Source organism: Sphingopyxis sp., assembly GCF_965227415.1.
Taxonomy (GTDB): Bacteria; Pseudomonadota; Alphaproteobacteria; order Sphingomonadales; family Sphingomonadaceae; genus Sphingopyxis.
Genome location: NZ_OZ245749.1, coordinates 224,729 through 245,619 on the forward strand (window position 1 = coordinate 224,729; position 20,891 = coordinate 245,619).

The 20,891-nt window shown below is 62.2% G+C and carries 15 protein-coding genes and 5 pseudogenes; 9 read left to right on the forward strand and 11 right to left on the reverse strand.

Going from position 1 to position 20,891, the window contains the following annotated elements; genetic code table 11:
• Nucleotides 1-2: 2 nt before the first annotated feature.
• Complete coding sequence (locus ACO055_RS01035; RefSeq protein WP_422060765.1) at nt 3-1,322, reverse strand: hypothetical protein; 1,320 nt, start codon at nt 1,320-1,322, stop codon at nt 3-5.
• Nucleotides 1,323-1,818: 496 nt separating this feature from the next.
• Here ACO055_RS01035 and ACO055_RS01040 point away from each other — a divergent pair.
• Nucleotides 1,819-2,445: pseudogene (locus ACO055_RS01040) on the forward strand (SDR family NAD(P)-dependent oxidoreductase); the annotation flags it as partial.
• A 223-nt stretch (nt 2,446-2,668) separates the two neighbouring features.
• On the opposite strand, the pseudogene ACO055_RS01045 reads toward ACO055_RS01040, so the two are convergent.
• The 7 genes and pseudogenes from ACO055_RS01045 to ACO055_RS01075 all read right to left on the reverse strand — a co-directional run.
• Nucleotides 2,669-3,057: pseudogene (locus ACO055_RS01045) on the reverse strand (transposase); the annotation flags it as partial.
• 304 nt (nt 3,058-3,361) lie between these two features.
• Complete coding sequence (locus tag ACO055_RS01050; RefSeq protein WP_422060766.1) at nt 3,362-4,303, reverse strand: Gfo/Idh/MocA family oxidoreductase; 942 nt, start codon at nt 4,301-4,303, stop codon at nt 3,362-3,364.
• On the reverse strand, nt 4,300-5,142 hold the full coding sequence (locus ACO055_RS01055) for a class III extradiol dioxygenase subunit beta (protein WP_422060767.1): 843 nt from the start codon (nt 5,140-5,142) through the stop codon (nt 4,300-4,302). Before ACO055_RS01055 ends, ACO055_RS01050 begins: the two co-directional genes overlap by 4 nt.
• Nucleotides 5,142-5,552, reverse strand: coding sequence for a protocatechuate 4,5-dioxygenase subunit alpha (ligA, locus tag ACO055_RS01060; protein ID WP_422060768.1), 411 nt, complete (start codon nt 5,550-5,552; stop codon nt 5,142-5,144). Before ligA ends, ACO055_RS01055 begins: the two co-directional genes overlap by 1 nt.
• Nucleotides 5,549-6,568: an amidohydrolase family protein gene (locus ACO055_RS01065; RefSeq protein ID WP_422060769.1), complete on the reverse strand. Its 1,020-nt coding sequence runs from the start codon at nt 6,566-6,568 to the stop codon at nt 5,549-5,551. Before ACO055_RS01065 ends, ligA begins: the two co-directional genes overlap by 4 nt.
• Entirely contained in the window at nt 6,565-7,458 is an 894-nt protein-coding gene (locus ACO055_RS01070) for a DUF1932 domain-containing protein (protein WP_422060770.1), read from the reverse strand. Before ACO055_RS01070 ends, ACO055_RS01065 begins: the two co-directional genes overlap by 4 nt.
• Before the next feature lie 57 nt (nt 7,459-7,515).
• On the reverse strand, nt 7,516-8,688 hold the full coding sequence (locus tag ACO055_RS01075; RefSeq protein WP_422060771.1) for a LysR substrate-binding domain-containing protein: 1,173 nt from the start codon (nt 8,686-8,688) through the stop codon (nt 7,516-7,518).
• Between the two features lie 99 nt (nt 8,689-8,787).
• Between ACO055_RS01075 and ligK the strand changes: the two genes are divergently transcribed.
• From ligK to ACO055_RS01100, 5 genes are all read left to right on the forward strand, one after another.
• Nucleotides 8,788-9,462 (forward strand): 4-carboxy-4-hydroxy-2-oxoadipate aldolase/oxaloacetate decarboxylase, encoded by a 675-nt coding sequence (gene ligK / locus ACO055_RS01080; RefSeq protein WP_422060772.1) that lies wholly within the window; start codon nt 8,788-8,790, stop codon nt 9,460-9,462.
• On the forward strand, nt 9,455-10,510 hold the full coding sequence (locus tag ACO055_RS01085; RefSeq protein ID WP_422060773.1) for a 4-oxalomesaconate tautomerase: 1,056 nt from the start codon (nt 9,455-9,457) through the stop codon (nt 10,508-10,510). The genes ligK and ACO055_RS01085 overlap by 8 nt, the downstream gene beginning before the upstream one ends.
• Nucleotides 10,507-11,397, forward strand: coding sequence for an amidohydrolase family protein (locus tag ACO055_RS01090; RefSeq protein WP_422060774.1), 891 nt, complete (start codon nt 10,507-10,509; stop codon nt 11,395-11,397). Before ACO055_RS01085 ends, ACO055_RS01090 begins: the two co-directional genes overlap by 4 nt.
• A 179-nt stretch (nt 11,398-11,576) precedes the next feature.
• A protein-coding gene (locus tag ACO055_RS01095) for an IS3 family transposase (RefSeq protein WP_422060775.1) occupies nt 11,577-12,940 on the forward strand; the annotation gives its coding sequence in 2 pieces (ribosomal slippage) (nt 11,577-11,924 and nt 11,927-12,940; 1,362 coding nt in all).
• A gap of 81 nt (nt 12,941-13,021) precedes the next feature.
• Nucleotides 13,022-13,885, forward strand: a complete 864-nt coding sequence (locus tag ACO055_RS01100) for a CaiB/BaiF CoA transferase family protein (protein ID WP_422060776.1) — start codon at nt 13,022-13,024, stop codon at nt 13,883-13,885.
• Between the two features lie 116 nt (nt 13,886-14,001).
• Here ACO055_RS01100 and ACO055_RS01105 read toward each other — a convergent pair whose 3' ends face one another.
• Complete coding sequence (locus tag ACO055_RS01105) at nt 14,002-15,762, reverse strand: AMP-binding protein (RefSeq protein ID WP_422060777.1); 1,761 nt, start codon at nt 15,760-15,762, stop codon at nt 14,002-14,004.
• A 201-nt stretch (nt 15,763-15,963) separates the two neighbouring features.
• On the opposite strand from ACO055_RS01105, the gene ACO055_RS01110 reads away from it, so the two are divergent.
• Nucleotides 15,964-16,995 (forward strand): IS110 family transposase, encoded by a 1,032-nt coding sequence (locus tag ACO055_RS01110; RefSeq protein WP_422060778.1) that lies wholly within the window; start codon nt 15,964-15,966, stop codon nt 16,993-16,995.
• A 175-nt stretch (nt 16,996-17,170) separates the two neighbouring features.
• Here ACO055_RS01110 and ACO055_RS01115 read toward each other — a convergent pair.
• Nucleotides 17,171-17,587, reverse strand: a pseudogene (locus tag ACO055_RS01115) (integrase core domain-containing protein); the annotation flags it as partial.
• 153 nt (nt 17,588-17,740) lie between these two features.
• Between ACO055_RS01115 and ACO055_RS01120 the strand changes: the two are divergent.
• A pseudogene (locus tag ACO055_RS01120) lies at nt 17,741-19,037 on the forward strand (IS110 family transposase).
• Nucleotides 19,038-19,246: 209 nt separating this feature from the next.
• On the opposite strand, the pseudogene ACO055_RS01125 reads toward ACO055_RS01120, so the two are convergent.
• A pseudogene (locus ACO055_RS01125) lies at nt 19,247-20,079 on the reverse strand (IS3 family transposase); the annotation flags it as partial.
• On the opposite strand from ACO055_RS01125, the gene ACO055_RS01130 reads away from it, so the two are divergent.
• Nucleotides 20,069-20,824, forward strand: coding sequence for a 2-hydroxyacyl-CoA dehydratase (locus ACO055_RS01130; RefSeq protein WP_422060779.1), 756 nt, complete (start codon nt 20,069-20,071; stop codon nt 20,822-20,824). The pseudogene ACO055_RS01125 and the gene ACO055_RS01130 overlap by 11 nt on opposite strands.
• Nucleotides 20,825-20,891: the final 67 nt, after the last annotated feature.

The following is a 20,891-nucleotide window of genomic DNA, read 5'->3' on the forward strand; positions in this document are numbered from 1 at the left end:
TGTCATCCTTCCAGATATCGCTTTGTTTCTGACTGGCTTACCGCCCGGGCGAGGCTGGCGTGCTCAACCTCGCAAGCCGTCGCGAAATGATCGACGAAACGTTCGCCAAAAAGCCTGCGCGCGTCGGGGCTGGACCGCAGGGCATGTGCCGCCGACGCCAGATCCTGGGGAAAGCGCTGAGCTCCGGGAGGCACGTCATTCGGTTCGCGGTTCGGTTCCGCTTCCGGTACGTCGAGCGAATTTTCCAGCCCATCGAGTCCCGCCGCGAGCATCAAGGCCAGCGTGAGGTGCGGGTTGCAGTCCGCGCCCGGCAAGCGGAATTCCAGCCGTGCCCCTTCGCCTGAAGAGGGGACCGACCGCACCGCAGTGGTGAAGGTCCATTCCGCCCAGGTAAGCGACTTGGGTGCCCAGGTTCCCGGGGCGAACCGGCGATAGGCATTGACCGTGTGTGCGCACATTGCGAACGCCCCGGGCACGACCTGCATCATGCCCGCGATGAAGCTGCGGGCCTCCACGCTCGTCCGGCCGTCCGCCGACGCGAACAGGTTGCGACCGCTCTTCCTTTCGATGAGCGAAAGGCTGAGATGCCCTCCCAAGCCCGGAAAATTCTCGCCCATGCTGGGCATGAACGACGCGGTCAGTCCGGCATCGCGGGCGTAGGCGCGCGTCGCCTGCCGGAAAAAGCCGGCGTCGTCTGCCGAGCGCAGGCCGTCCGTCGCGGCGAGCGTCGCTTCGAAACAGCCCGGTCCGAGCTCGCCGCCTACCGCAAAAAGCGCAATGTCGTAGGATCTGATCGCCTTTTCCAGGCCGGCAACGAAAGCCGCTTCCTGCGCCGCTGTCTGTCCCGACCAGCATTTGTTGTCGGGGGCGAAGGGCCGAAGCCGGCCATAGCCGCCTTCGCGGAGCGACGCGGCCGTCTCTTCGACAAATATCATTTCAAATTCGAAGGCTGCCCGAACCTCCAGACCGAGCGCCGACGCCCGGGCAAGCTGCGCCTTCAGGACCTGGCGCGGCATGAGATCTTTCGATGCGCCCGAGAAATCCGCAATGATCAGACCCGCAGCGGGCTCATGGGGAAATGTGCGAAGCGAAGTCGCGTCGATCGCAACCGTTTCGGTCAGGTGGGGCCCTGGGGCAAACAAACTGTCGGCGCCGTCCCATTTCGACAAGGTATTGGCGAAGCGTGCGTCGCGTGCCCATTCGCCGAACTGGTCACGGCCCAGTCGCCGTTCTCGGAAGACCGAGGCATAATCGAACTGCCCAACATGGAGCGTCTGGATACCGCGCTCATTCAATTGCTGCTCGAGATCGCCTTCACCCACCGATTCGCCCCTTCTGTTCTTTCCGCCATCAAGCAGGAACTGTGCCAGTTGGGCCCGCACGCCGCTCGCCGCGATTTGCGGCATTCGGGGCTTCGATGCTTCTAGGCAGATTTGCCTTGCTGATAGCAAATTTGCATCGAGGTCTTGCAACGATGCGTGTGCGGCTTGCGGGCGTCGATCGCCGGGTCGGCCCGGCTTGGCGTCATTTCGGGTTTCCGGTCACTTTCGCCGCGGCTTTGGCGGTGCGAGCAGGTGATGGGCCGCCCTGCGGTAGTGCGTCATAGCGTGAAGGGACCGCGGTGGCGAACGCGCGGGGCGGGGCGGTCCGCGGCTGCCTATGGCCACCGATCATTTGGGACGCCTGACAGGCGATGAGTCGCGGCGCCCAAGGAACTTTGACACGACAAAATTGCTATGTAATAGAGCAAACATCGCCATCGGCCCTGGCGCCCGTCGCTTGCGTGACCGCTGCGCTGCATCAATTCGTGGAGGCGCAATGGACTTTGGGATCGGGACCCGCGCAGCGATTGTGACGGGAGGAACAAGCGGGATCGGAAAGGCGTGCGCGGCCGCGCTTGCCGGGCATGGCGCACGTGTCCTGTTCGTAGGGCGTGACGACCGGCGCGGTCGCGATACCGAAGCCGAACTTCGCGCTGCCGGAGGCGAGGTCCGTTTCCTTCGCGCCGATCTTCGCAATGTGGGCGCCGCCGACCAGATCGTCCGGCACGCCGAGGCGCTGTACGGCACCGTGGACATTCTGGTGAACAACGCCGGCATTCTCCATCCCGGTAACGCTGTCGATACGAGCGACGCGGCATTCGACGAGACTTTCGCGATCAATGTGGGCGCCGTCTTCCGGCTGTCGCGGTCTGTTCTTCCGCTGATGATTGCGGCGCGGCGCGGCGCGATCGTCAACATTGCGTCCGAATGGGGCGTGAATGCGGAGAGCGGCTATGTCGCCTATTGCGCCAGCAAAGGGGCTGTCGTCCAGATGACACGCGCCATGGCACTCGATCATGCGGCCCAGAATATCCGCATCAATAGCATCAGCCCCGGCGAGGTGCATACCGAGATGGTCGATGCGATGTTGCGCGACATGGGCCAGACCCCAGATCAGCTGGCAAGTGGCATTCCGCTACGTCGTCTCGCTCGGCCCGAGGAAATTGCCAATTGCGTGCCTTTTTCTCGCCAGCGATCTCGCAAGCTATGTCACGGGCTCAAATCTCGGCGCCGACGGTGGAACCGCCATAACCGGCGGCGCCTATCCATGAACGGACATTCGACCGACACAAGGCCATGCGCGATTATCGGCTGCGGGCTGATCGGGCAGTCGTGGGCGGCGCTTACCTCATTCTTCGTCGCCCCCATCCGCGATCATGCTTTTTTTGAGCAGACGGTTTTCCAGCGTCAGGTCGGCCACGCATTCCTTCAGGGCACGGGTTTCGCGGCGCAGGTCGTGCACCTCGCCGGTGGTCGCAGCTCGGGCGGTATCGCCGGCCAGACGACGCTTGCCCGCTTCCATGAACTCCTTCGACCAGGTGTAATACAGGCTCTGGGCGATGCCTTCCTTGCGGCACAGCTCGGCGATGCTGTCTTCGCCGCGCAGCCCCTCCAGCACGATCCTGATTTTGTCCTCTGCAGAGAAGTGCCGGCGCGTCGCACGCCGTATGTCCTTCACCACCCGCTCAGCTGGGGCCTTCGGCGCTGATTTTATCAAGGAGGATTTGGGCTTCATCTTCGTTCCTTCGTCACTACGACGAAGCCCAAATCCTCCTTAAATCACAACCTCAAATCTGTGCCATTGGCGCTGACGGCGGACAACATGCTCACAAACGGCTTAAGCACGGGCTCGTTTGCGGCGGCAACTTCCTCGGTCGTAGGCCGGAAAGCGAAGATTTGCTCGTCGCATTTACGTCGAGACATGAAAAATTGGCGGCTGTCGAGGGGATCGGGCCGATAAAGTCAGCGCGAACAGACGCGCCGCACTGATCGAGTCCGTCCGCTTCGCGAGCAACGACGTCGCAGCGCTTGCTACGTCTTCATCGGCCGAGCTGTAATTCGAGCGCATCGAGCACGCGATAGCAGGGCAGGACCTGAGCCACGCTTGCATTTGGCTCACGACCTTCGCGGATGGCTGCCACGAACTCGCGGTCCTGCAGTTCGATGCCATTGGTCGAAACGGCGACGCCGCTGAGATCGATCGGCTCTTCCTTCCCGGTAACCAGGTCGTCGTAGCGCGCGATCCAGGTGCCATTGTCGCCGATGTAACGAAAGAAGGTGCCGAGCGGCCCATCATTGTTGAACGACAGCGACAGGGTACAGATCGCACCGCTCTCAGATTTCAGCTGGATCGACATGTCCATCGCGATGCCGAGCTCAGGATGATGCGGTCCCTCAATCGCGTTCGCCTGCACGATCTGCCCCGCTTGGTAAGCGAAAAGATCGACCGTATGCGCGGCGTGATGCCAGAGCAGATGGTCGGTCCATGACCGCGCCTCGCCCTTCGCATTCATATTCTTGCGGCGGAAAAAATAGGTCTGGACGTCCATCTGCTGAATGTTCAGTTCTCCCGCCGCAACCTTACGGTGGATATATTGATGGCTTGGGTTGAAGCGTCGCGTATGGCCGACCATCGCGACAAGGCCGGTTTCCTGTTGCTTCTTCAGCACCGCCTCGCCGTCTGCAAGATTATCGCACAGCGGGATTTCGACCTGCACATGCTTGCCCGCATCCATGCACTGAATCGCCTGAGCGGCGTGCATCTGCGTCGGCGTGCAGAGGATCACGGCGTCGAGACCGGGCTGCTCGAGCGCCTCCGCCAGCTCGGTGGTCGCATGCGCCACGCCGTATTTGGCGGCGACCGCCTGTGTTGGTTCGAGGCGGCGACCGACGAGCGAGATCACCTCGACCCCGTGGATATTCTTGAGGCCGTCGAGATGCTTTTCTCCGAAGGCTCCCGCCCCGGCGAGTGCAATTTTCATATATTTGGCTCCAATACAATATGGCCGATGGCGGTGTTGCTGCACGGGACATGATAGTGGCGATGCAGCAGGCGGGCGCTCGGCCCGAGCGCGCCGCGCATGATCAGCCACATCACCATTTCAATCCCTTCGGAGCCGGTCTCGCGCAGATATTCAAGGTGCGGAATGTGGCGGAGATGGTCGCTGTCGCCAATCAGGCCGTCGAGGAAGCGATTGTCCCATTCCTTGTTGATGAGGCCGGCGCGCGGTCCCTGGAGCTGGTGGCTCATGCCTCCCGTCCCCCAGATCTGGACGTTCAGATCCACAGGGAAGCTTGCAACGGCGCGCGCGATCGCCTCGCCGAGCGCCCAGCAGCGATTGCCCGAGGGCGGCGGATAGGTGACGACGTTGACCGCCAGAGGAACGACCTTGACCGGCCACTCGGTAACGTCGCCGAACATCATTGACAGCGGCACGGTCAGGCCATGATCGACGTCCATCTCGTTGATGATGGTCATGTCGAATTCGTCGAGGATGAGGCTCTGCGCGATATGCCAGGCAAGGTCGGGATGGCCGATCACATCGGGCACCTGCCGCGGCCCCCAACCTTCGTCGGCGGGCTTGTAGCGCTCGCCGCAGCCGATCGCGAAGGTCGGAATGAGCTTCATGTCGAAGGCCGACGCATGATCATTGTAGACAAGGATCACCGCGTCGGGTTTCTCGGCCATTTCCCATTTGCGGGTCCAGTCGAAACCGTCGAAGATCGGTCCGAAATAGGCATCGCGATCCTTCTTCTGGTCGTGCGCCACGCCAAGCAACGGCACATGGCTCGATCCGACGCCGGCGGTGATGCGAGCCATCAGCGGTTTTCCTTTTTAGAGCGCATGCCATCGGGCGAGCGGCCCCCGGCGTTCATCATCGCCTGATAATCCTCGACGCTCGCTCCGGTCATCGTGCTGACCGCTTGGACGAAGCTGAGGCCATCGGTGGAGAATATCTTCGCCAGAAAATAGATGTTGCCGCCGAGGTCGAGAAGACGATTATAGTCGCGCGCCAGTATCGCTTCCCTTTGGTCGTCGGAAAGCGGCCAGTCGGCAAGATATCCGGTCTCATCGGTCTTCCATCGCTCGCGATTCTGCGGTTTCATCAGGCTCATCGCAAACTGGTTGAGATGATAGCCCGCGCGCGCGCGGGCCGCGGTGAAGACACGCGTGCCGGGGATATCCTCGAACGCAGCGAGATAGTCGTGGATGTCCTTCGGCCCGGTCACAAGCCCCGAACCTTCAGCATGGCATCGAGGCGCGGGAAAACACGGCGAGCATTGCCTTCAAAGATCGCGTGACGCTCCGCATCGCTGATGTCGAGCGCATCGATATAGCGTTTGGTATCGTCGAAAAAATAGCCTGTCGTCGGGTCGATACCGCGCACGGCACCGACCATTTCGCTGCCAAACAGGATGTTCTTGCTGTCGATTACGTCGGCGAGCAGGTCGATCCCGGGCTGGTGATAGACGCAGGTGTCGAAATAGATATTGTTCATAAGGTGCGTATCGAGCCCGGGCTTCTTCAGCATGTCGGCGAGCCCGCGATAGCGGCCCCAATGATAAGGCACTGCGCCGCCGCCGTGCGGAATGATGAAGCGCAAGGTCGGGAAGTCGGCAAACAGATCGCCTTCAAGCAACTGCATGAAGGCGATCGTGTCGGCGGCGATATAATAGCCGCCGGTCGCGTGCATCGCCGGATTGCAGCTCCCCGAGACGTGGATCATCGCCGGCACGTCGAGCTCAACCATCTTCTCGTAAAAGGGATACCAGTAGCGGTCGGTCAGCGGCGGATGCGTGAAATGCCCGCCACCCGGATCGGGGTTGAGGTTGCAGCCGATGAAGCCGAGCTGCGTGACGCAGCGTTCGAGCTCGGCGATGCTGTTGGTCATGCCCGCCTTGGGGGATTGGGGTAGCATGCACACACCGGCAAAGGTGTCGGGAAACAGGCCGACGACACGTGCGATCAGGTCGTTGCAGCGGATTGCCCACTCCTTCGCCACCGCCTCGTCACCGACATGCGGTGCCATCGCCGAGGCGCGAGGCGAAAAGATGGTGAGATCGGCGCCGCGCTCCTTGATCAAGCGGAGCTGGTTCGCTTCGATCGTCTTGCGGATCTCGTCGTCGGAGATGTCGGGATAGGCTGGCGCCGCGACGTCGGTCTTAAAGGCCGATTTCTGCCCCTCTCGCCAGGCGTCATGGCCTTTCGGCAGTACTGTGTAATGTCCGTGGCAGTCGATGATCATGCCGGCTGCTCCTTTTTTTCGATATCGGCGGGTCCTGCGTCGATGACGGCGAGCTTGGCGGCGAGACTTGTGGGCGCCTCGATGCCGAGCGCGCCGAGCTCGCGCTGGCGCTCGATCGTTCCCCTTGTCATTGCCGGATCGACGCCAAGCGCTTCGAGCGTCTTTGCTACCTCTTCCATCTCGGCAGCCCGCCGGGAACCGTGAGCGAGCATGCGATCAAGCGCATAATCCATCTGCTCGCCCCAGGACGCGGGCTTTGAACTCGCGTCGAGCGAGCGGATGACGGCATCGACTACGCCGGCTCGGGTGGCGGCGAGCAAACACTCCGCCGTCAGTGCTTCCAGGCCCTTGACGACCACTGAACGGATCATTTTGATAGCGGAAGCATCACCGATGCCGGGACCGGCCACAACGACATTCTCAAATCCCAGCGCAGCGAGCATTGCCGCACCCGTCTCGGCTTCGGGACCCGAGACAAGCAGAGGCACGCGCAGCTTAAGGGGATGCACGGGTGCGAGAATGGCCAAATCGATGTAGCGCGCTCCGCTCCCCGCCACGAGACGGGCAGCCGCCCTTTTTGTCTCGGGCGAAACGCTGTTCCCGTCAAAAAACAGAGCGCCTGGCGCGAGGCTCGGCACAGCAGCGGCGGCTGCGCGGATTGCCTGATCGGCAGTTACAAGCGACAGAATCAGCCCCGCGCCGTCGGCGGCATCGACTGGGGTGGACCGTCCCGCAATGCCGTGCGCGGCATAGTCGCTCCATTTCGCCGCGCTTTCGCCGGGGAGGTCGGTCTTGCGGTCGTAGGCCCGGGCGCGATCGGACCAGTCGGCGCCCGACGCGAATGCGGCGGCCGCCTCTCCGAACCCGATAAAAGCGATGGCATCATGCATGTGCCGATCTTAATTGGTCCCGGCGGTCCGCTGCCAATCAAAAGCATGGCGCCGATATTACTTTATACGAATAGATGTTTCGAAGCTGTCACCTCCCTCGCGTAATAGTTGAAAGAAACGCTGCTGGCGGACCGTCGGGCGCCAGTCGGCCCTGATCGTTGCACCGATCGTGCGGCCGAGATCGCCCGGCGCCGGGCCAAAAGATCGCAGCCAGCCGGCTTCGAGCTCGACGGAGATCTGGTCGGCGGAAAGAAGCGTGAGATGATCGCTCGCGATGAGGATTTGCCGTATCATCAATCCCGAGCCGCATTCGATCGCGACGTGCGGAGCCTTTTCGCCCAGCTGCTCGAACATGCGACGCCAGAGCGTGCGCAGCGGAGTCGATTTGCCGGGCACGATCCATGGATAAGAGAGCAGGCGCTTCCCGTCTATCGCCCCGGACAGATTCTTAAGCGGGTGGCCGGCACGCCCCACGATCAGAGGAATATCACGAAAGAGGGGCTCAGTGACGAACTCCGCCGCGCTTTCCTGCCGGAGCGCGCCGACAAGAATATCGACCCTGCCGTCACGTAGAGGATCGACGAGTTCCGCGTGCGAGCCCTCGATGACCGCGAGATCGGTGCCCGGATGCTCGGCGTGAAAGCGCGCGATGACATCGGGCAGCAGGCGGGCGCGTGCCAGCGGCATCGCGCCGATCGTGATGCGACCGATCTCGCGACCTGCCAGCGCTGCAATGTCGACTAGCGCAGCTTCCAGCTCCACCACTGCGAGACGTAGGGAGCGAGCGATTGCCTGACCTTTGCGCGTCAGGATGAGGCGTCGGCCGCGACGGTCGAGCAGCGTGCCGCCGTAAGCCGCAGACAGGTCGGAAACCGCGCGGTGCAAGGAGGCCTCGCTCAGTCCCGTGGCGGCTGCGGCCGATGCATAGGTTCCGCCCGACGCAAAGGCGAGGAAGGCGCGGATTTGCGTCATGCTGGTTCGCCGGGATGCAATTAGTCGCAACGCGACTTCGGCCCGTGCCGCAAGGAGCGAGCAGGCCTCGGTCGGCTCCATTCCGTCGGGACGACGCAAAAAAAGGGGCATGCCGAGCGCGCGTTCGAGTTTGGCGATGCCCTGCGTGATCGCAGGCTGGGTGAGATGGACGGTGCGCGCTGCGCCGCTGACCGTACCGAGCGCGCGCACAGCTGTTACGGCGGCCAAGTGGCGGAGGTTGAAGTCTCGTATCTCCATTGCCGACCATTAGCACAAACTTATGGAGCGTGCAGCGAAGCAATTTGCAGATGCCGCCCGAGCAGGGCCATGTCGTCAGCCGATTTTTGGGAGATTGATATGAGCTGCATTGTCAAGCAGACGATCGAGCGTGCGAACCTCACGGTCATCGATGGGCTCGCCGCTGCCGGCGTTGCGACGGTGCATGAGGCGCAGGGCCGGATCGGACTTCTCGCGCATCATCTGCGGCCGATCTATCCTGGTGCGCGGATCGCAGGAAGCGCAGTCACTATTTCCTCTCCGCCGGGCGATAATTGGATGGTCCATGTCGCGATCGAGCAGTTGCAGGCCGGCGACATTCTTGTCCTTGCGCCCACCAGTGCCAGCGTAGACGGCTATTTCGGCGACCTCCTCGCGACCAGTGCCATGGCGCGGGGCTGTCGCGGCCTCGTTATCGACGCGGGAGTGCGCGACGTTCGCGACCTCACCCATATGGGATTTCCGGTCTGGTCGAAGGCGGTGTTCGCGCAAGGCACAGTCAAGAACACGCTGGGCTCGGTCAATGTACCGATCGTCTGCGCGGGCGCTGCCATCGAACCGGGCGACGTGATCGTCGCCGACGACGACGGCGTGTGCGTGGTGAAGCGCGATGATGCCGCGAGCGTGCTCGAGAAGGCGCAGGCCCGTGAGGCGGCCGAGGAAGGCAAGCGCCAGCGGCTCGCGTCAGGCGAGCTTGGCCTCGACATCTATAATATGCGCCCGCGACTTGAAGAAATGGGCCTCAAATATGTCTGACGGGGTACCCGTGATGTGGATGCGTGGCGGCACATCGAAGGGAGGCTATTTCCTGAGGGATGACCTGCCTGCCGACATCGCGGAACGCGACGCCTTTCTGCTTCGCGCCATGGGCTCGCCCGATCCGCGACAGATCGATGGCATGGGCGGTGCCGATCCGCTAACGAGCAAAGTTGCGGTCGTAGCCAAGTCGGAGCGTTCCGGCGTCGATGTCGATTATCTCTTCCTGCAGATCTTCGTCGACCAGGCGATTGTCACCGATGCGCAGAATTGCGGCAATATCCTTGCGGGGGTCGGGCCGTTCGCGATCGAGCGGGGACTTGTTGCGGCCCGTGACGGCCGAACCCGCATCGCGATCTTCATGGAGAATACGAAGCAGGTTGCCGTCGCAACGGTCGAAACGCCTCGCGGGCGGGTGCACTACGACGGCGACGCCGCAATCAGCGGCGTGCCCGGCACCGCCGCGCCGATCCCGCTCGCCTTCCGGGACACAGCCGGCTCGAGTTGCGGCGCGCTTCTTCCTACCGGCAACGGCGTCGATGTCATTGCCGGGCTCGCCTGCACCCTCATCGACAACGGCATGCCATGCGTCGTGATAGCCGCCGGTGACGTTGGCATCACGGGTCATGAGGACCGCGAGACGCTCGAAGCCGACGCCTCGATGAAGGCAAAAGTCGAGGCCATCCGGCTTGAGGCCGGGGCCCTGATGAACCTCGGCGACGTAGCCGATAAATCGGTGCCGAAGATGATGCTCGTCGCGGCCCCCGAAAACGGCGGCGCGATCGCGGTTCGATCGCTGATTCCGCACCGAGTCCACGCCTCGATCGGCGTCCTCGGCGCTGTCAGCGTAGCGACGGCTTGCCTGATCGAGGGGTCGCCTGCCGCGAACGTCGCCGCCGTGCCCGACGGACTCAGCAAGACGCTGGGCGTGGAGCATCCGACCGGTGTTACCGAATGCGTGGTTACAGTGGACGAGCAAGGTGCGCCCGTCGAAGCTGGCATGTTGCGTACGGCGCGCAAATTGATGGATGGAGTGATCTTCGCATGAGTATAGACGCCGATGGCCGCATCCGGAGCTGGGCACTCGCGCCATCGAATCCGCACTTCGCAGTTCCCGCCGGCGCGATCGACGCGCATTGCCACGTATTTGGCCCCGCAGCCGAGTTTCCTTTCAGTTCAAAGGCCAAATATAGGCCCCAAGACGCGGGTGCCGATGCGCTCTTCGCGTTGCGCGACCAGCTCGGCTTTCAACGAAATGTCATCGTCCAGGCGAGCTGCCATGGCACAGACAACCGCGCGACACTCCATGCTATCGCTGCCTCGAACGGCCGCGCTCGAGGGATCGCGGTGGTCGATCCCGCGATCGGCATCGAGGAGCTTGAGGCGCTGCACGAAGGCGGCATCCGCGGAATTCGCTTCAACTTCCTCAAACGTCTCGTCGACGACGCGCCGAAGGACAAGTTTATCGAGGTCACGAGGCGATTGCCGGCCGGCTGGCACGTCGTGATCTATTTCGAAGCGGACATCCTGGAAGAGCTGCGCCCCTTTTTCGAAGCGATCCATGTGCCGATCGTCGTCGATCATATGGGCCGCCCCGACGTGAGCCAAGGTCCGGACGGACCCGACATGCGCGCCTTCCGCAGGCTGCTCGACAGCCGGGACGACATCTGGTTCAAGGCAACCTGTCCCGACCGGCTCGATCCCGCCGGGGCTCCCTGGAACGATTTCGCGAGAGCGGTGGCGCCGCTCGTCTCCGATTACCGTGACCGCGTGCTCTGGGGCACTGACTGGCCGCACCCTAATATGCAGGACGCGATCCCCGACGACGGCCATCTCGTCGACATGATCGAGCGTATCGCTCCGACCGCCGCGCTCCAGCGCAGGCTTCTCGTAGAGAATCCGATGCGCCTCTATTGGGTGGAAGAGGTCGCCTAACCGGGCGCTGCCCTCTCTCCATGAACCGGCGGCCTCGGGAGAGGGCGCGCCGAAGAGCGGTCGCGCTGATCGTGGCTCCCCTCCACGTCTCCACTGTCCGCCGTCAGCGCCAATGGCACAGATTTGAGGTTGTGATTTAAGGAGGATTTGGGCTTCGTCGTAGTGACGAAGGAACGAAGATGAAGCCCAAATCCTCCTTGATAAAATCGGCGCCGAAGGCCCCAGCTGAGCGGGTGGTGAAGGACATACGGCGTGCGACGCGCCGGCACTTCTCTGCAGAGGACAAAATCAGGATCGTGCTGGAGGGGCTGCGCGGCGAAGACAGCATCGCCGAGCTGTGCCGCAAGGAAGGCATCGCCCAGAGCCTGTATTACACCTGGTCGAAGGAGTTCATGGAAGCGGGCAAGCGTCGTCTGGCCGGCGATACCGCCCGAGCTGCGACCACCGGCGAGGTGCACGACCTGCGCCGCGAAACCCGTGCCCTGAAGGAATGCGTGGCCGACCTGACGCTGGAAAACCGTCTGCTCAAAAAAAGCATGATCGCGGATGGGGGCGACGAAGAATGAGGTATCCCGCATCTGAGAAGCTCGAGATCATCAGGATCGTCGAGCAGTCGCATCTGCCCGCCAAGCGGACGCTGGACCAGCTCGGCATCCCCCGCCGGACCTTCTATCGATGGTATGACCGCTACCTCGAAGGCGGGCCGGAGGCGCTGGAGGATCGGCCATCGGCGCCGAGCCGGGTGTGGAATCGCATCGGCAACGATATCCAGCAGCAGATCGTCGAGATGGCGCTGGACCAGTCCGAGCTATCGCCCCGCGAGTTGGCTGTGCGCTTTACCGACGAGAAGCGCTACTTCGTGTCGGAATCGACGGTTTACCGGCTTCTGAAAGCCCATGACCTGATCACCAGCCCGGCCTTCATCGTGATCAAGGCAGCCGATGCGTTCCACACCAAGACGACGCGGCCGAACGAGATGTGGCAGACCGACTTCACCTACTTCAAAATCATCGGTTGGGGCTGGGTGTATCTGTCGACCGTGCTCGACGACTTCTCCCGCTATGTCATCGCCTGGAAGCTTTGCACCACCATGCGCGCCGGGGACGTCACCGACACGCTGGAACTGGCGCTTGAAGCCTCGGGCTGTTCGTCAGCCAGGGTCGTGCAAAAGCCCAGGCTGCTCAGCGATAATGGTCCGAGCTACATCGCCGAGGAGCTGGCCCAATGGATCGGTGCCAACGGTATGAGCCATGTCCGCGGCGCCCCGATGCATCCCCAGACCCAAGGCAAGATCGAGCGCTGGCACCAGACCCTCAAGAACCGAATCCTGCTGGAAAATTACTTCCTGCCCGGCGATCTGGAGACCCGGATCGAGGCCTTCATCGACCACTATAATCACCGCCGATATCACGAAAGCCTCGGCAATGTGACGCCCGCCGACACCTACTTCGGCAGGGCTGACGCCATCATCAAACAGCGCGAAAGGATCAAACGGAAGACCATCGAACACCGACGCTTGCAGCACCGCAAGCTCGCCGCTTAATATCAACCCCAGGACGAGGCCCGCGCTCCGCTAATCTACGCCGCGATCTGCGCCAAATGTTCTGACGACGGACACTGCTCCGTGTCGGGCTATGGGCAAACAGGGGACAAGCGCGACAATCCCGCGATCGACAATATCGTCCAGGCGACGAGCGGCATGATGTCAATCAATGCTGATCCCGATCAGGCTGCGCATATGACCAAATATACCGTCGTCGACAGCTACACGGCCACTATGGCTGCATTGGCAATCGTCACGGCATTACTGCAGCGCAAGCAGGATGGCCTCAGCCAGTTCATCGATGTGGCGATGATGGACTCGGCGATGACCCTGATGGCGAGCACGGCCGGTCCTTTCCTCGTCACGCGCGAGAAACCGAAGACGGCCGTCGGGCGCGGTTTTTCGAATTCACCCGGGAGCGGCCTGTTCGTCGGTAAGGGGGGGCGGCGTATCGCCCTTGGTGTGGTACAGGACCACCAGTTCGGAGCGTTCTTCAAGGCAATCGGCAGGGACGATCTCGGGTCGGATCCGCGATATAGAACCGCGCAGGGCAGGGCAGAGCACTCGGACATTTTGCGTGCCGAGATCGAAGCCGAGGTCGCAAAGCGCGACGTCGACGCACTTGAAGCACTGCTCGTGGGACATGATGTGGCGGCTGGCGTCGTGCGCGACCTCGAAGAGGCTGTCGGAAACCCCGACCTCAGGTCTCGCGGAGCAATCCAGTCATTGCCAATCCCGGGCTATGCCGGTGGTGTTGCCGAAGTGATCGGCCTGGGTTTCCGGTTTGAACATGACGGGCCGTCGCTCACGGTCCCGCCGCCTTATATCGGACAACATAGCGCAGAAATCCTCCGTGAACTGGGGTACGATCCGGACGAGATCGGGAGTCTCATTTCTAGCGGAGCGGTCAGCCAGTATGAGGAGCCGCATACTGGGTCAGCTTGACCGGGCCTGCCGAACTCGAACCTTTAATGCGCCATACCGGCTTGAAATGCCTTTGCTTCGGCGCTTCCAAAGCCCATGGACTCCTCGCCCGAACGGAGCCTTGCGCGAGGCGCGCGTCAGCCCGCTACCACGTGACTGGCCGTCAGTCCGATTTCGCCAAGCAGCCGGTCGATCCGCGCCAGGTCGATATCTCGACGATCCCCCCATTCAATCGTGATCGCGCGGGCCGCTACATCGTCGCACCCGATCCTTGCAGGTGCGAAATCCGCGAGCACTTCTTCCGACTTGATAACTGCCGCTCGCTGACGGAGCTTGAAGCGTTCGATCTTGCCGACCGGGGTAAGTGGCATCTCGTCGATTACGACGATCATCCGGGGGCGTGCCGGTGGTTCGACAAGTCCCTCCTCCACGGTCCGCTCAAGATCCGACAAATCTGCATTGTCGTGGCGAACAACGAACAATATCGGCAATTCCCCCGCATAGGCATCCGGCAGGCCGACCGCGGCGGCATGCCGGACTCCTGGATGGAGATAGGCAGCTTCCTCGATGGCGACAGGGTCGATATTGTGTCCGCTGCGAATGATGACGTCCTTGGAGCGTCCCAGAAGCTGCAGCTGGCCGCTCTCGTCGAACGCACCGAGGTCGCCTGAGCGGAGCCACTCGCCGGGCTCTCCCACCCGTCCGTCGGCCGTGCGATATCCAAGGAATAAATTTGGTCCGCCGATCCGCACCTCGCTCAGGCCCGGCGCGATCGGGTCGAGAGCGATTTTTAGTCCGGGCGCCGGATAACCGACCGCGTGGGCGCGGAAGATGCCATCAACGGGCTGCGCAGAGCAGATTCCTGCCAGCTCCGTCATGCCAAATACCTGGCTCATCGGTACGCCAAGCTTCCGCTCGACGCGCTCCACCAACTCCGCGGGCGCGGCCGCGCCTCCGGTCATGGCGCCACGCAGTGACTTCGGAGGTTCGCCTTCCGCACTGCCGATAACGGCTGACCAGCTCGTCGGCACGATGGATGGCACCGTTATGCCATGATTGGCGCACAAGGCCCAAAAGTGACGGACCAAACCCGGATCGCGCCCTCCGAAACGGCCGATCGTATAAACCGAAGCCCCCCGCGACAACGCCGAGAGCGTGACCGCAAGAGTTCCCCCCACATGAAAATGTGGAAGGGCACAAAGAATGCGATCGTCTTTGGACCACGCGCAGGCGGCCGCGGCCATTTGAGGTCCCGCCGCAAGCGCTCGCTCTCCGAGCTCTGCGAGCTTAGGGTTTCCTGACGTGCCCCCAGTGTGGAAAAGCGCCGCGACGCGGTTAGGGTCATTTGGCGGGGTTGCGGCGCTCGGCGTCGCATGCAGGAAGTCGTTCCAATTCAGAAGGTTTTGACCGGTCTTTGCCAAATGATCGGCCGATGCCGGGGTCTTGATTTCGATGAGCAACTCGAGGGGCTGCTCCAGCATAAGGACCTCCTGTAGCCGATCCCAGATCGGTAGCTCCGGATCGGGGCCATAGGCAATGCATGCACGTGCCCTCGCAAGGGCAAGCTGCTGCGCCAGCGCGGCGGGAGCGAGGAGCGGGTTAACCGGAAAGGCCGTTGCGACGGAGGAAGCCGCGACGAATGCGATCAATGTATCAGGCGTGGTTGGAGACAGGATGGCGACGGCGTCCCCCTCCTTCACTCCCGCCGACCGCAGTGAAAAGGCGACGCGATGGATGGCATCGATGACCTCCCGGAACGTCCATATACGAGGCTTATCGTCGAGGGGATTTTCAAGGTGAACCAGGGCTTGCCGGTCCGGAAAGCGCTCGGCTGCCTCCGCTATGACCTCCAACAACCGCGGGTGCAGTGCGATCTCCAATTCATCTGGGTCGTGCAATGTCTGATCCTCGTCCTAAAGCCGGGCTAGTCTGCCATCAATGTACGACCGCCCTAATATGCGGCCGGCGCGCGTACAAGGCCGTCGGTGACCGGCCCCCACCGAGTGGTCCGCGCGGATTGTTAGTGATGGGGTGGACGCCCCCCGACGGCATCAATGTGCCAAAGTGGAGGTGTTGAACACCACTTGAGGGAGGCGTCCATGTCGGAAGTTAGCATTATCGGGTTGGATATCGCAAAGAATGTGTTTCAGGCGCACGGAGTTGACGTTGGCGGGCGGAAGCTTTTCAGTCGGCGGATTGCGCGCAGCAAGGTCCTTGAGTTCTTCGTCGGGGTACCGCGTTGTCTGGTGGCGTTGGAAGCGTGCGGCGGTGCGTACCACTGGGCCCGGGAACTGGTGCGGATGGGCCACGAGGTTCGGATCATGCCACCAGCCTATGTAAAGCCGTTCGTAAAGCGACAGAAGAACGATGCGGCCGATGCCGAGGCGATCTGTGAGGCGGTGCAGCGACCGAACATGCGCTTTGTCGCGATCAAAAGCGAGGAGCAGCAGGCTTCGGCGCTGGTATTCCGTACCCGTGATTTGTTGGTCAAACAACGCACGCAGATCATCAACGCCATTCGCGGCCACATGACCGAGTATGGCTGGGTAGCACCTAAGGGCCCCTCTTGGGTAGCGATGCTACGCGACCTAATCGACGAAGAGATCGGCGCATCCTTGCCGCAGGCGGCTCGGGAGATGTTCCGGGTAATGCTCGGCATGCTCGACGAACTGGACCAACGAATCGCCGAGCTCGACAAGGAGATCGCACGCCGAGCTCGCGAAGATGAGGTTGCACGCCGGCTGATGACCATCCCGGGCATCGGCCCGATTGTAGCGACGGCAATCGCCGCCCTGGCCCCCGCCGCCGAGACGTTCAGGCGTGGTCGGGACTTCGCCGCTTGGCTCGGACTCACGCCACTGCAGAAGTCGACGGGTGGCAAGACGAAGCTCGGACGAACATCCAAGATGGGCGAACGCACTTTGCGGCGGTTGCTAATCATCGGCAGCAGTTCCGTCGTGCGCCAGGCTAGCAGGCGTGGCGCTCCCGAAGGATCATGGCTCGCCGGCATGCTAGCGCGCAAGCCGCGTATGTTGGTCACCGTGGCGCAAGCGAACAAGACCGCGCGCATTATCTGGGCGCTGTTAACGAAGAAGGAAGATTACAAGGCTCCGGTGGCTGCGTCGGCGTAAGCTGGGCAGTTCGCCAGAGGTCGTCGGAAGACGTAGGCGGTCGAAGGAGGGTATGGCACAACAGTCGGTGAGACGAGGCCGGGAGAACCAGTTCAATGCACGGTGCCAAGAGCACGCGTTAGTGATGTGGTTCCGGTCCGCGAACTCCCATACAGGCCCGCAGCGTAGATGCTGCTCAATGAGGCCGGACAGATGGCAGCATCCGACTACGTGCCCAAGCCCAATTTACCGCTTGCGTCTGTCGGGGCGTCCACAGATGCATTGACGCCTCCATCGCCAGTGTTGGCCGTAGGTGGAGCGAAGCGGAACCGGAGGGCGACACTGGCGATGGAACGGCCTCGGGCGCCGGTGGTCGATACCCGAGCGAGCTGTGCGGCCGGACGGTGTTGTAATGCCGCCGCCAAGCTTCGATCAGGATCTGGGCCTCGGCGAGCGAGTAGAAGATCTCTCCGTTGAGCAGCTCATCGCGCAGCGATCCGTTGAAGCTTTCGCAATAGCCATTCTCCCATGGCGATCCGGGCGTGATGTAGAGCGTCTTCACGCCGATCTGGGCGAGCCATTGCTGCACCGCCGTCGCGATAAACTCCGGGCCATAGCACATTGGGAAGCAGCCTTTCGAAGGGCCGCGATGCCTTGATGGAGACAAGGGCGCGTAGCGCCCGCCGGCTTCATCAAGGCAGTCATGACCAGCCAGCAGGTCTCTAAAGAGATGTTGTCGACACAACCCTTTGGAGGCTGACCGATCATGACCAAGTTTCATTCTACTCCACCCGACGCCGTGCTGGTAGCTATCGATATGTCCAAGCATCGCCAGGAGGTTCTTCTCGAACGACCGGAGGGCGGCCGCCGGCGCCGCATGACCGTAATGGCGACGAAGGCGGACTATGACCGGCTGGCGGACGATCTGACGACCATCGGTAGGCCCGTGATCGTCGGCTTTGAAGCAACCGGCAACTATCACCGCACGTTGGCGCATCGATTGCTGTCCGCCGGGTGCGAACTGCGCCTGATTTCGTCGGTCGCCTTGGCCCGGACACGCGAAGCGCTGCACAATGGCTGGGACAAGAATGATTCCAAGGACGCGCAAGTCATCCTGCACATGCTGAAGATCGGCGCGACCCAGCGCTATGTCGATCCGCTGGCGGCAGGGATCAACGATCTGCAGGAGATGTCGAAGACGCATGAAGCCATATCGAAGGCGAAGACCCAGACCTGGCATCGGATCCTCACGCATTATCTGCCACTGTATTTTCCGGAGATCGAGCGTTTCGCCGGCAACAGCCGGTCCGACTGGTTCCTGGCGTTGATCGAACGCTTCCCGACGCCGGGCAGCATCACCTCGATCGGACGCGAGGCGTTCACCGAACAGGCCTGGCCGCTGATCGGTCGCAAGGTCTCCAAGGCCCGGGTGGTCAACGATATTTACGAGACCGCCTGTGCATCGATCGCGCTGCCGATCGACGAAGATTCCACGGCGGTCACAATGTTCCGCATGGTCATCTCCCAGGCGCGCACCCTGATTCAGCAGCGTAACGAGATCGAGCGGATCGCCCATGACGCGCTGGCGACGAACAGCGATTATCAGCTCCTGCGCATGATCCCCGGTATCGGTCCGATCAACGCTCTGACGATCCTGGCCGAGGCCGGCGATCTACGCCGGTTCAGCCACCATCGCCAGTTCCTCAAGTTCTGCGGCCTCGACCTCGCTACCTACCAGTCAGGGATATTTCGGGGGCGGACGAAGCTATCAAAGTACGGCAATGCCCGGCTGCGACGCACCTTCTGGATGGCCACGCAGGTCGCGATCCGACAACCCAACAACAGCTTCCGTGACAAGCTCTCCCGCTATGTCGATGGCCATGCCGACGACCCCGATCGCCGCCGCAAGGCGATGACCGCTCTCACCGCCAAGATGGCGCGCGTCGTGCACGCCGTCATCAAGACGGGAACCGAGTACCGCCCGTTCGTCGAACGGGCGGACACCAGATGGAAGGACCCCTCTCTGCTGTGCCGTGAGGGCGCTACGGCGACCCTGTAGATAATGTTCGGGCCTTCCATCTGGCATGCGTATCTCATCTTAAGGACGGTGAGGACCACGATCCCGATGATCGATGGATCCTATGTTTGCTATGGCCGAGAGCGCCTTCCTTGACGATGGAAGCCATCTGGATCATAAAATCATCAGCGCCGATCACATTCGGCGCAACGAGATCTGCTGGCCTGTTCCCGCCGCTGCTTCCCAACATAGGACGTTGTCCGACCGTATATGCGCCGGCGGGCCGCGGGTGACGAACAACTCGGCGAGGGCCGCCAGCACGTCATCGCTCCTGAGCTTGCGCGCGACCGGCAGCGCCAGGCACTCCCGGCTCGCCTCGTCGATGATCGACAGGATCCGATATTTACGACCATCGTGGGTCCGCCCTTCGACGAAGTCGTAGGACCAGACATGGCCGGGATACTCGGGCCGAAGCCGGATGCACGATCCGTCGTTCAGCCAGAGCCGCCCGCGCTTCGGTTGCCTTTGCGGCACCTTCAGCCCCTCGCGGCGCCAGATGCGCTCGACCCGCTTGCGGTTCACATGCCACCCCGCATCGCGCAGCAACGCCGTCACCCGGCGATAGCCATAGCGACCATATTGCCGGGCCAGCGCGATTATATCCTCGGTCAGAGCTGCTTCGTCATCCGCCCCGCGGGGCGCCTTGCGCTGTGTCGAGCGGTGCTGTCCGAGCACGCGGCACAACCGCCGCTCGGACACCGGCATCATCGTCCTGATGTGGTCGATACAGCGCCTTCGGCGCGCGGGGCTCAGAAGTTTCCCCGGGCAGCCTCCTGCAGGATCAGCTTGTCGAGCGTCAGGTCGGATATCGCACGACGAAGCCGCGCATTCTCCTTCTCCAGATCCTTCATCCGACGCGCCTGATCGGTCTTCAGGCCGCCATATTCCTTTCGCCATCGATAATAGGTCTGCTCGCTGATCGCGATCCGACGACACGCCTCTGCCGTCGTCGCCCCCTGCGCCAGCACAACCTCCGCTTCACGCAGCTTGCCGATAATCTCTTCCGGGCGATGCTTCTTGCTCGGCATTCCATATCTCCTTCATGATCCAAAATATCATCAATTTTGGTCCACTCAGAAGGGGGCAGATCACCTTGCAGACCGTAGGCTCGACATGGACCGTTTGCGCGAAGTGGTCGATCTCGCGAACCACCAGCAGCAGATGTTCGATGAAATCCGGGCGATTATCGCGACTTCCCTCGCGACGCCGATCGCCATGCCAGAACTCTTGGGCAATTTACTGACACTGCAGTGGCAGCGCGGAACGAGTTGGGCTGCCGCCCAAGCCACCCGAATGCGTGATGAAATCAAGGCGCGGGCCGATGCAGGCCACGCAGTTTGTGCCGAGGAGCGCTATCGCCTCGGCCGGGTTGGGGCAGGCATGTGGCAGAACACCGGCTTTTATCGCATGTTCGAGGAAAGCCATGGCGCCGTTTTCGTCCAGAACATGTATCTTTCGATCGCAGCTGATGGATATCGGCGCTTCGGTCCGGATTTGGTGCGGGCTCTCGCAAGCCGATATTGCGCTTTCGGGCTGTTCGCCAAGGACTGGCCGGCCCGCGAAGCTCAGCTTGCACGCTGCGACGGGGTCGTCACCGTCAGGGACAGCCTCGACAGCATGGTTCGAAAGGCGTTCGAGCGGGTGAATATTCCCGTTCTCGCGCTCGATATCGACCTCGTCGATGGGCGGACCTGGGATGAAGAAGCTGTCAGGCTCGCGATGGATCGGTTCATAGCCGAAGAACTCGAGCCGAGACGGCAGGCGAGGGGCTGATTGTCGGGATCCCGCGATGCGCGTCGGTCTATGTTGGACACCCGCACGAAAGCTGCGCAATTCTGAC

Excerpts from the sequence above, each read along its gene's own strand:
- ACO055_RS01065 (WP_422060769.1), bottom strand. The coding sequence starts at position 6,568 with ATGATCATCGACTGCCACGGACATTACACAGTACTGCCGAAAGGCCAT.
- ACO055_RS01070 (WP_422060770.1), bottom strand. The coding sequence starts at position 7,458 with ATGCATGATGCCATCGCTTTTATCGGGTTCGGAGAGGCGGCCGCCGCA.
- ACO055_RS01050 (WP_422060766.1), bottom strand. The coding sequence starts at position 4,303 with ATGAAAATTGCACTCGCCGGGGCGGGAGCCTTCGGAGAAAAGCATCTC.
- ACO055_RS01055 (WP_422060767.1), bottom strand. The coding sequence starts at position 5,142 with ATGGCTCGCATCACCGCCGGCGTCGGATCGAGCCATGTGCCGTTGCTT.
- ACO055_RS01110 (WP_422060778.1), top strand. The coding sequence starts at position 15,964 with ATGTCGGAAGTTAGCATTATCGGGTTGGATATCGCAAAGAATGTGTTT.
- ACO055_RS01075 (WP_422060771.1), bottom strand. The coding sequence starts at position 8,688 with ATGGAGATACGAGACTTCAACCTCCGCCACTTGGCCGCCGTAACAGCT.
- ligK (WP_422060772.1), top strand. The coding sequence starts at position 8,788 with ATGAGCTGCATTGTCAAGCAGACGATCGAGCGTGCGAACCTCACGGTC.
- ACO055_RS01085 (WP_422060773.1), top strand. The coding sequence starts at position 9,455 with ATGTCTGACGGGGTACCCGTGATGTGGATGCGTGGCGGCACATCGAAG.
- ACO055_RS01090 (WP_422060774.1), top strand. The coding sequence starts at position 10,507 with ATGAGTATAGACGCCGATGGCCGCATCCGGAGCTGGGCACTCGCGCCA.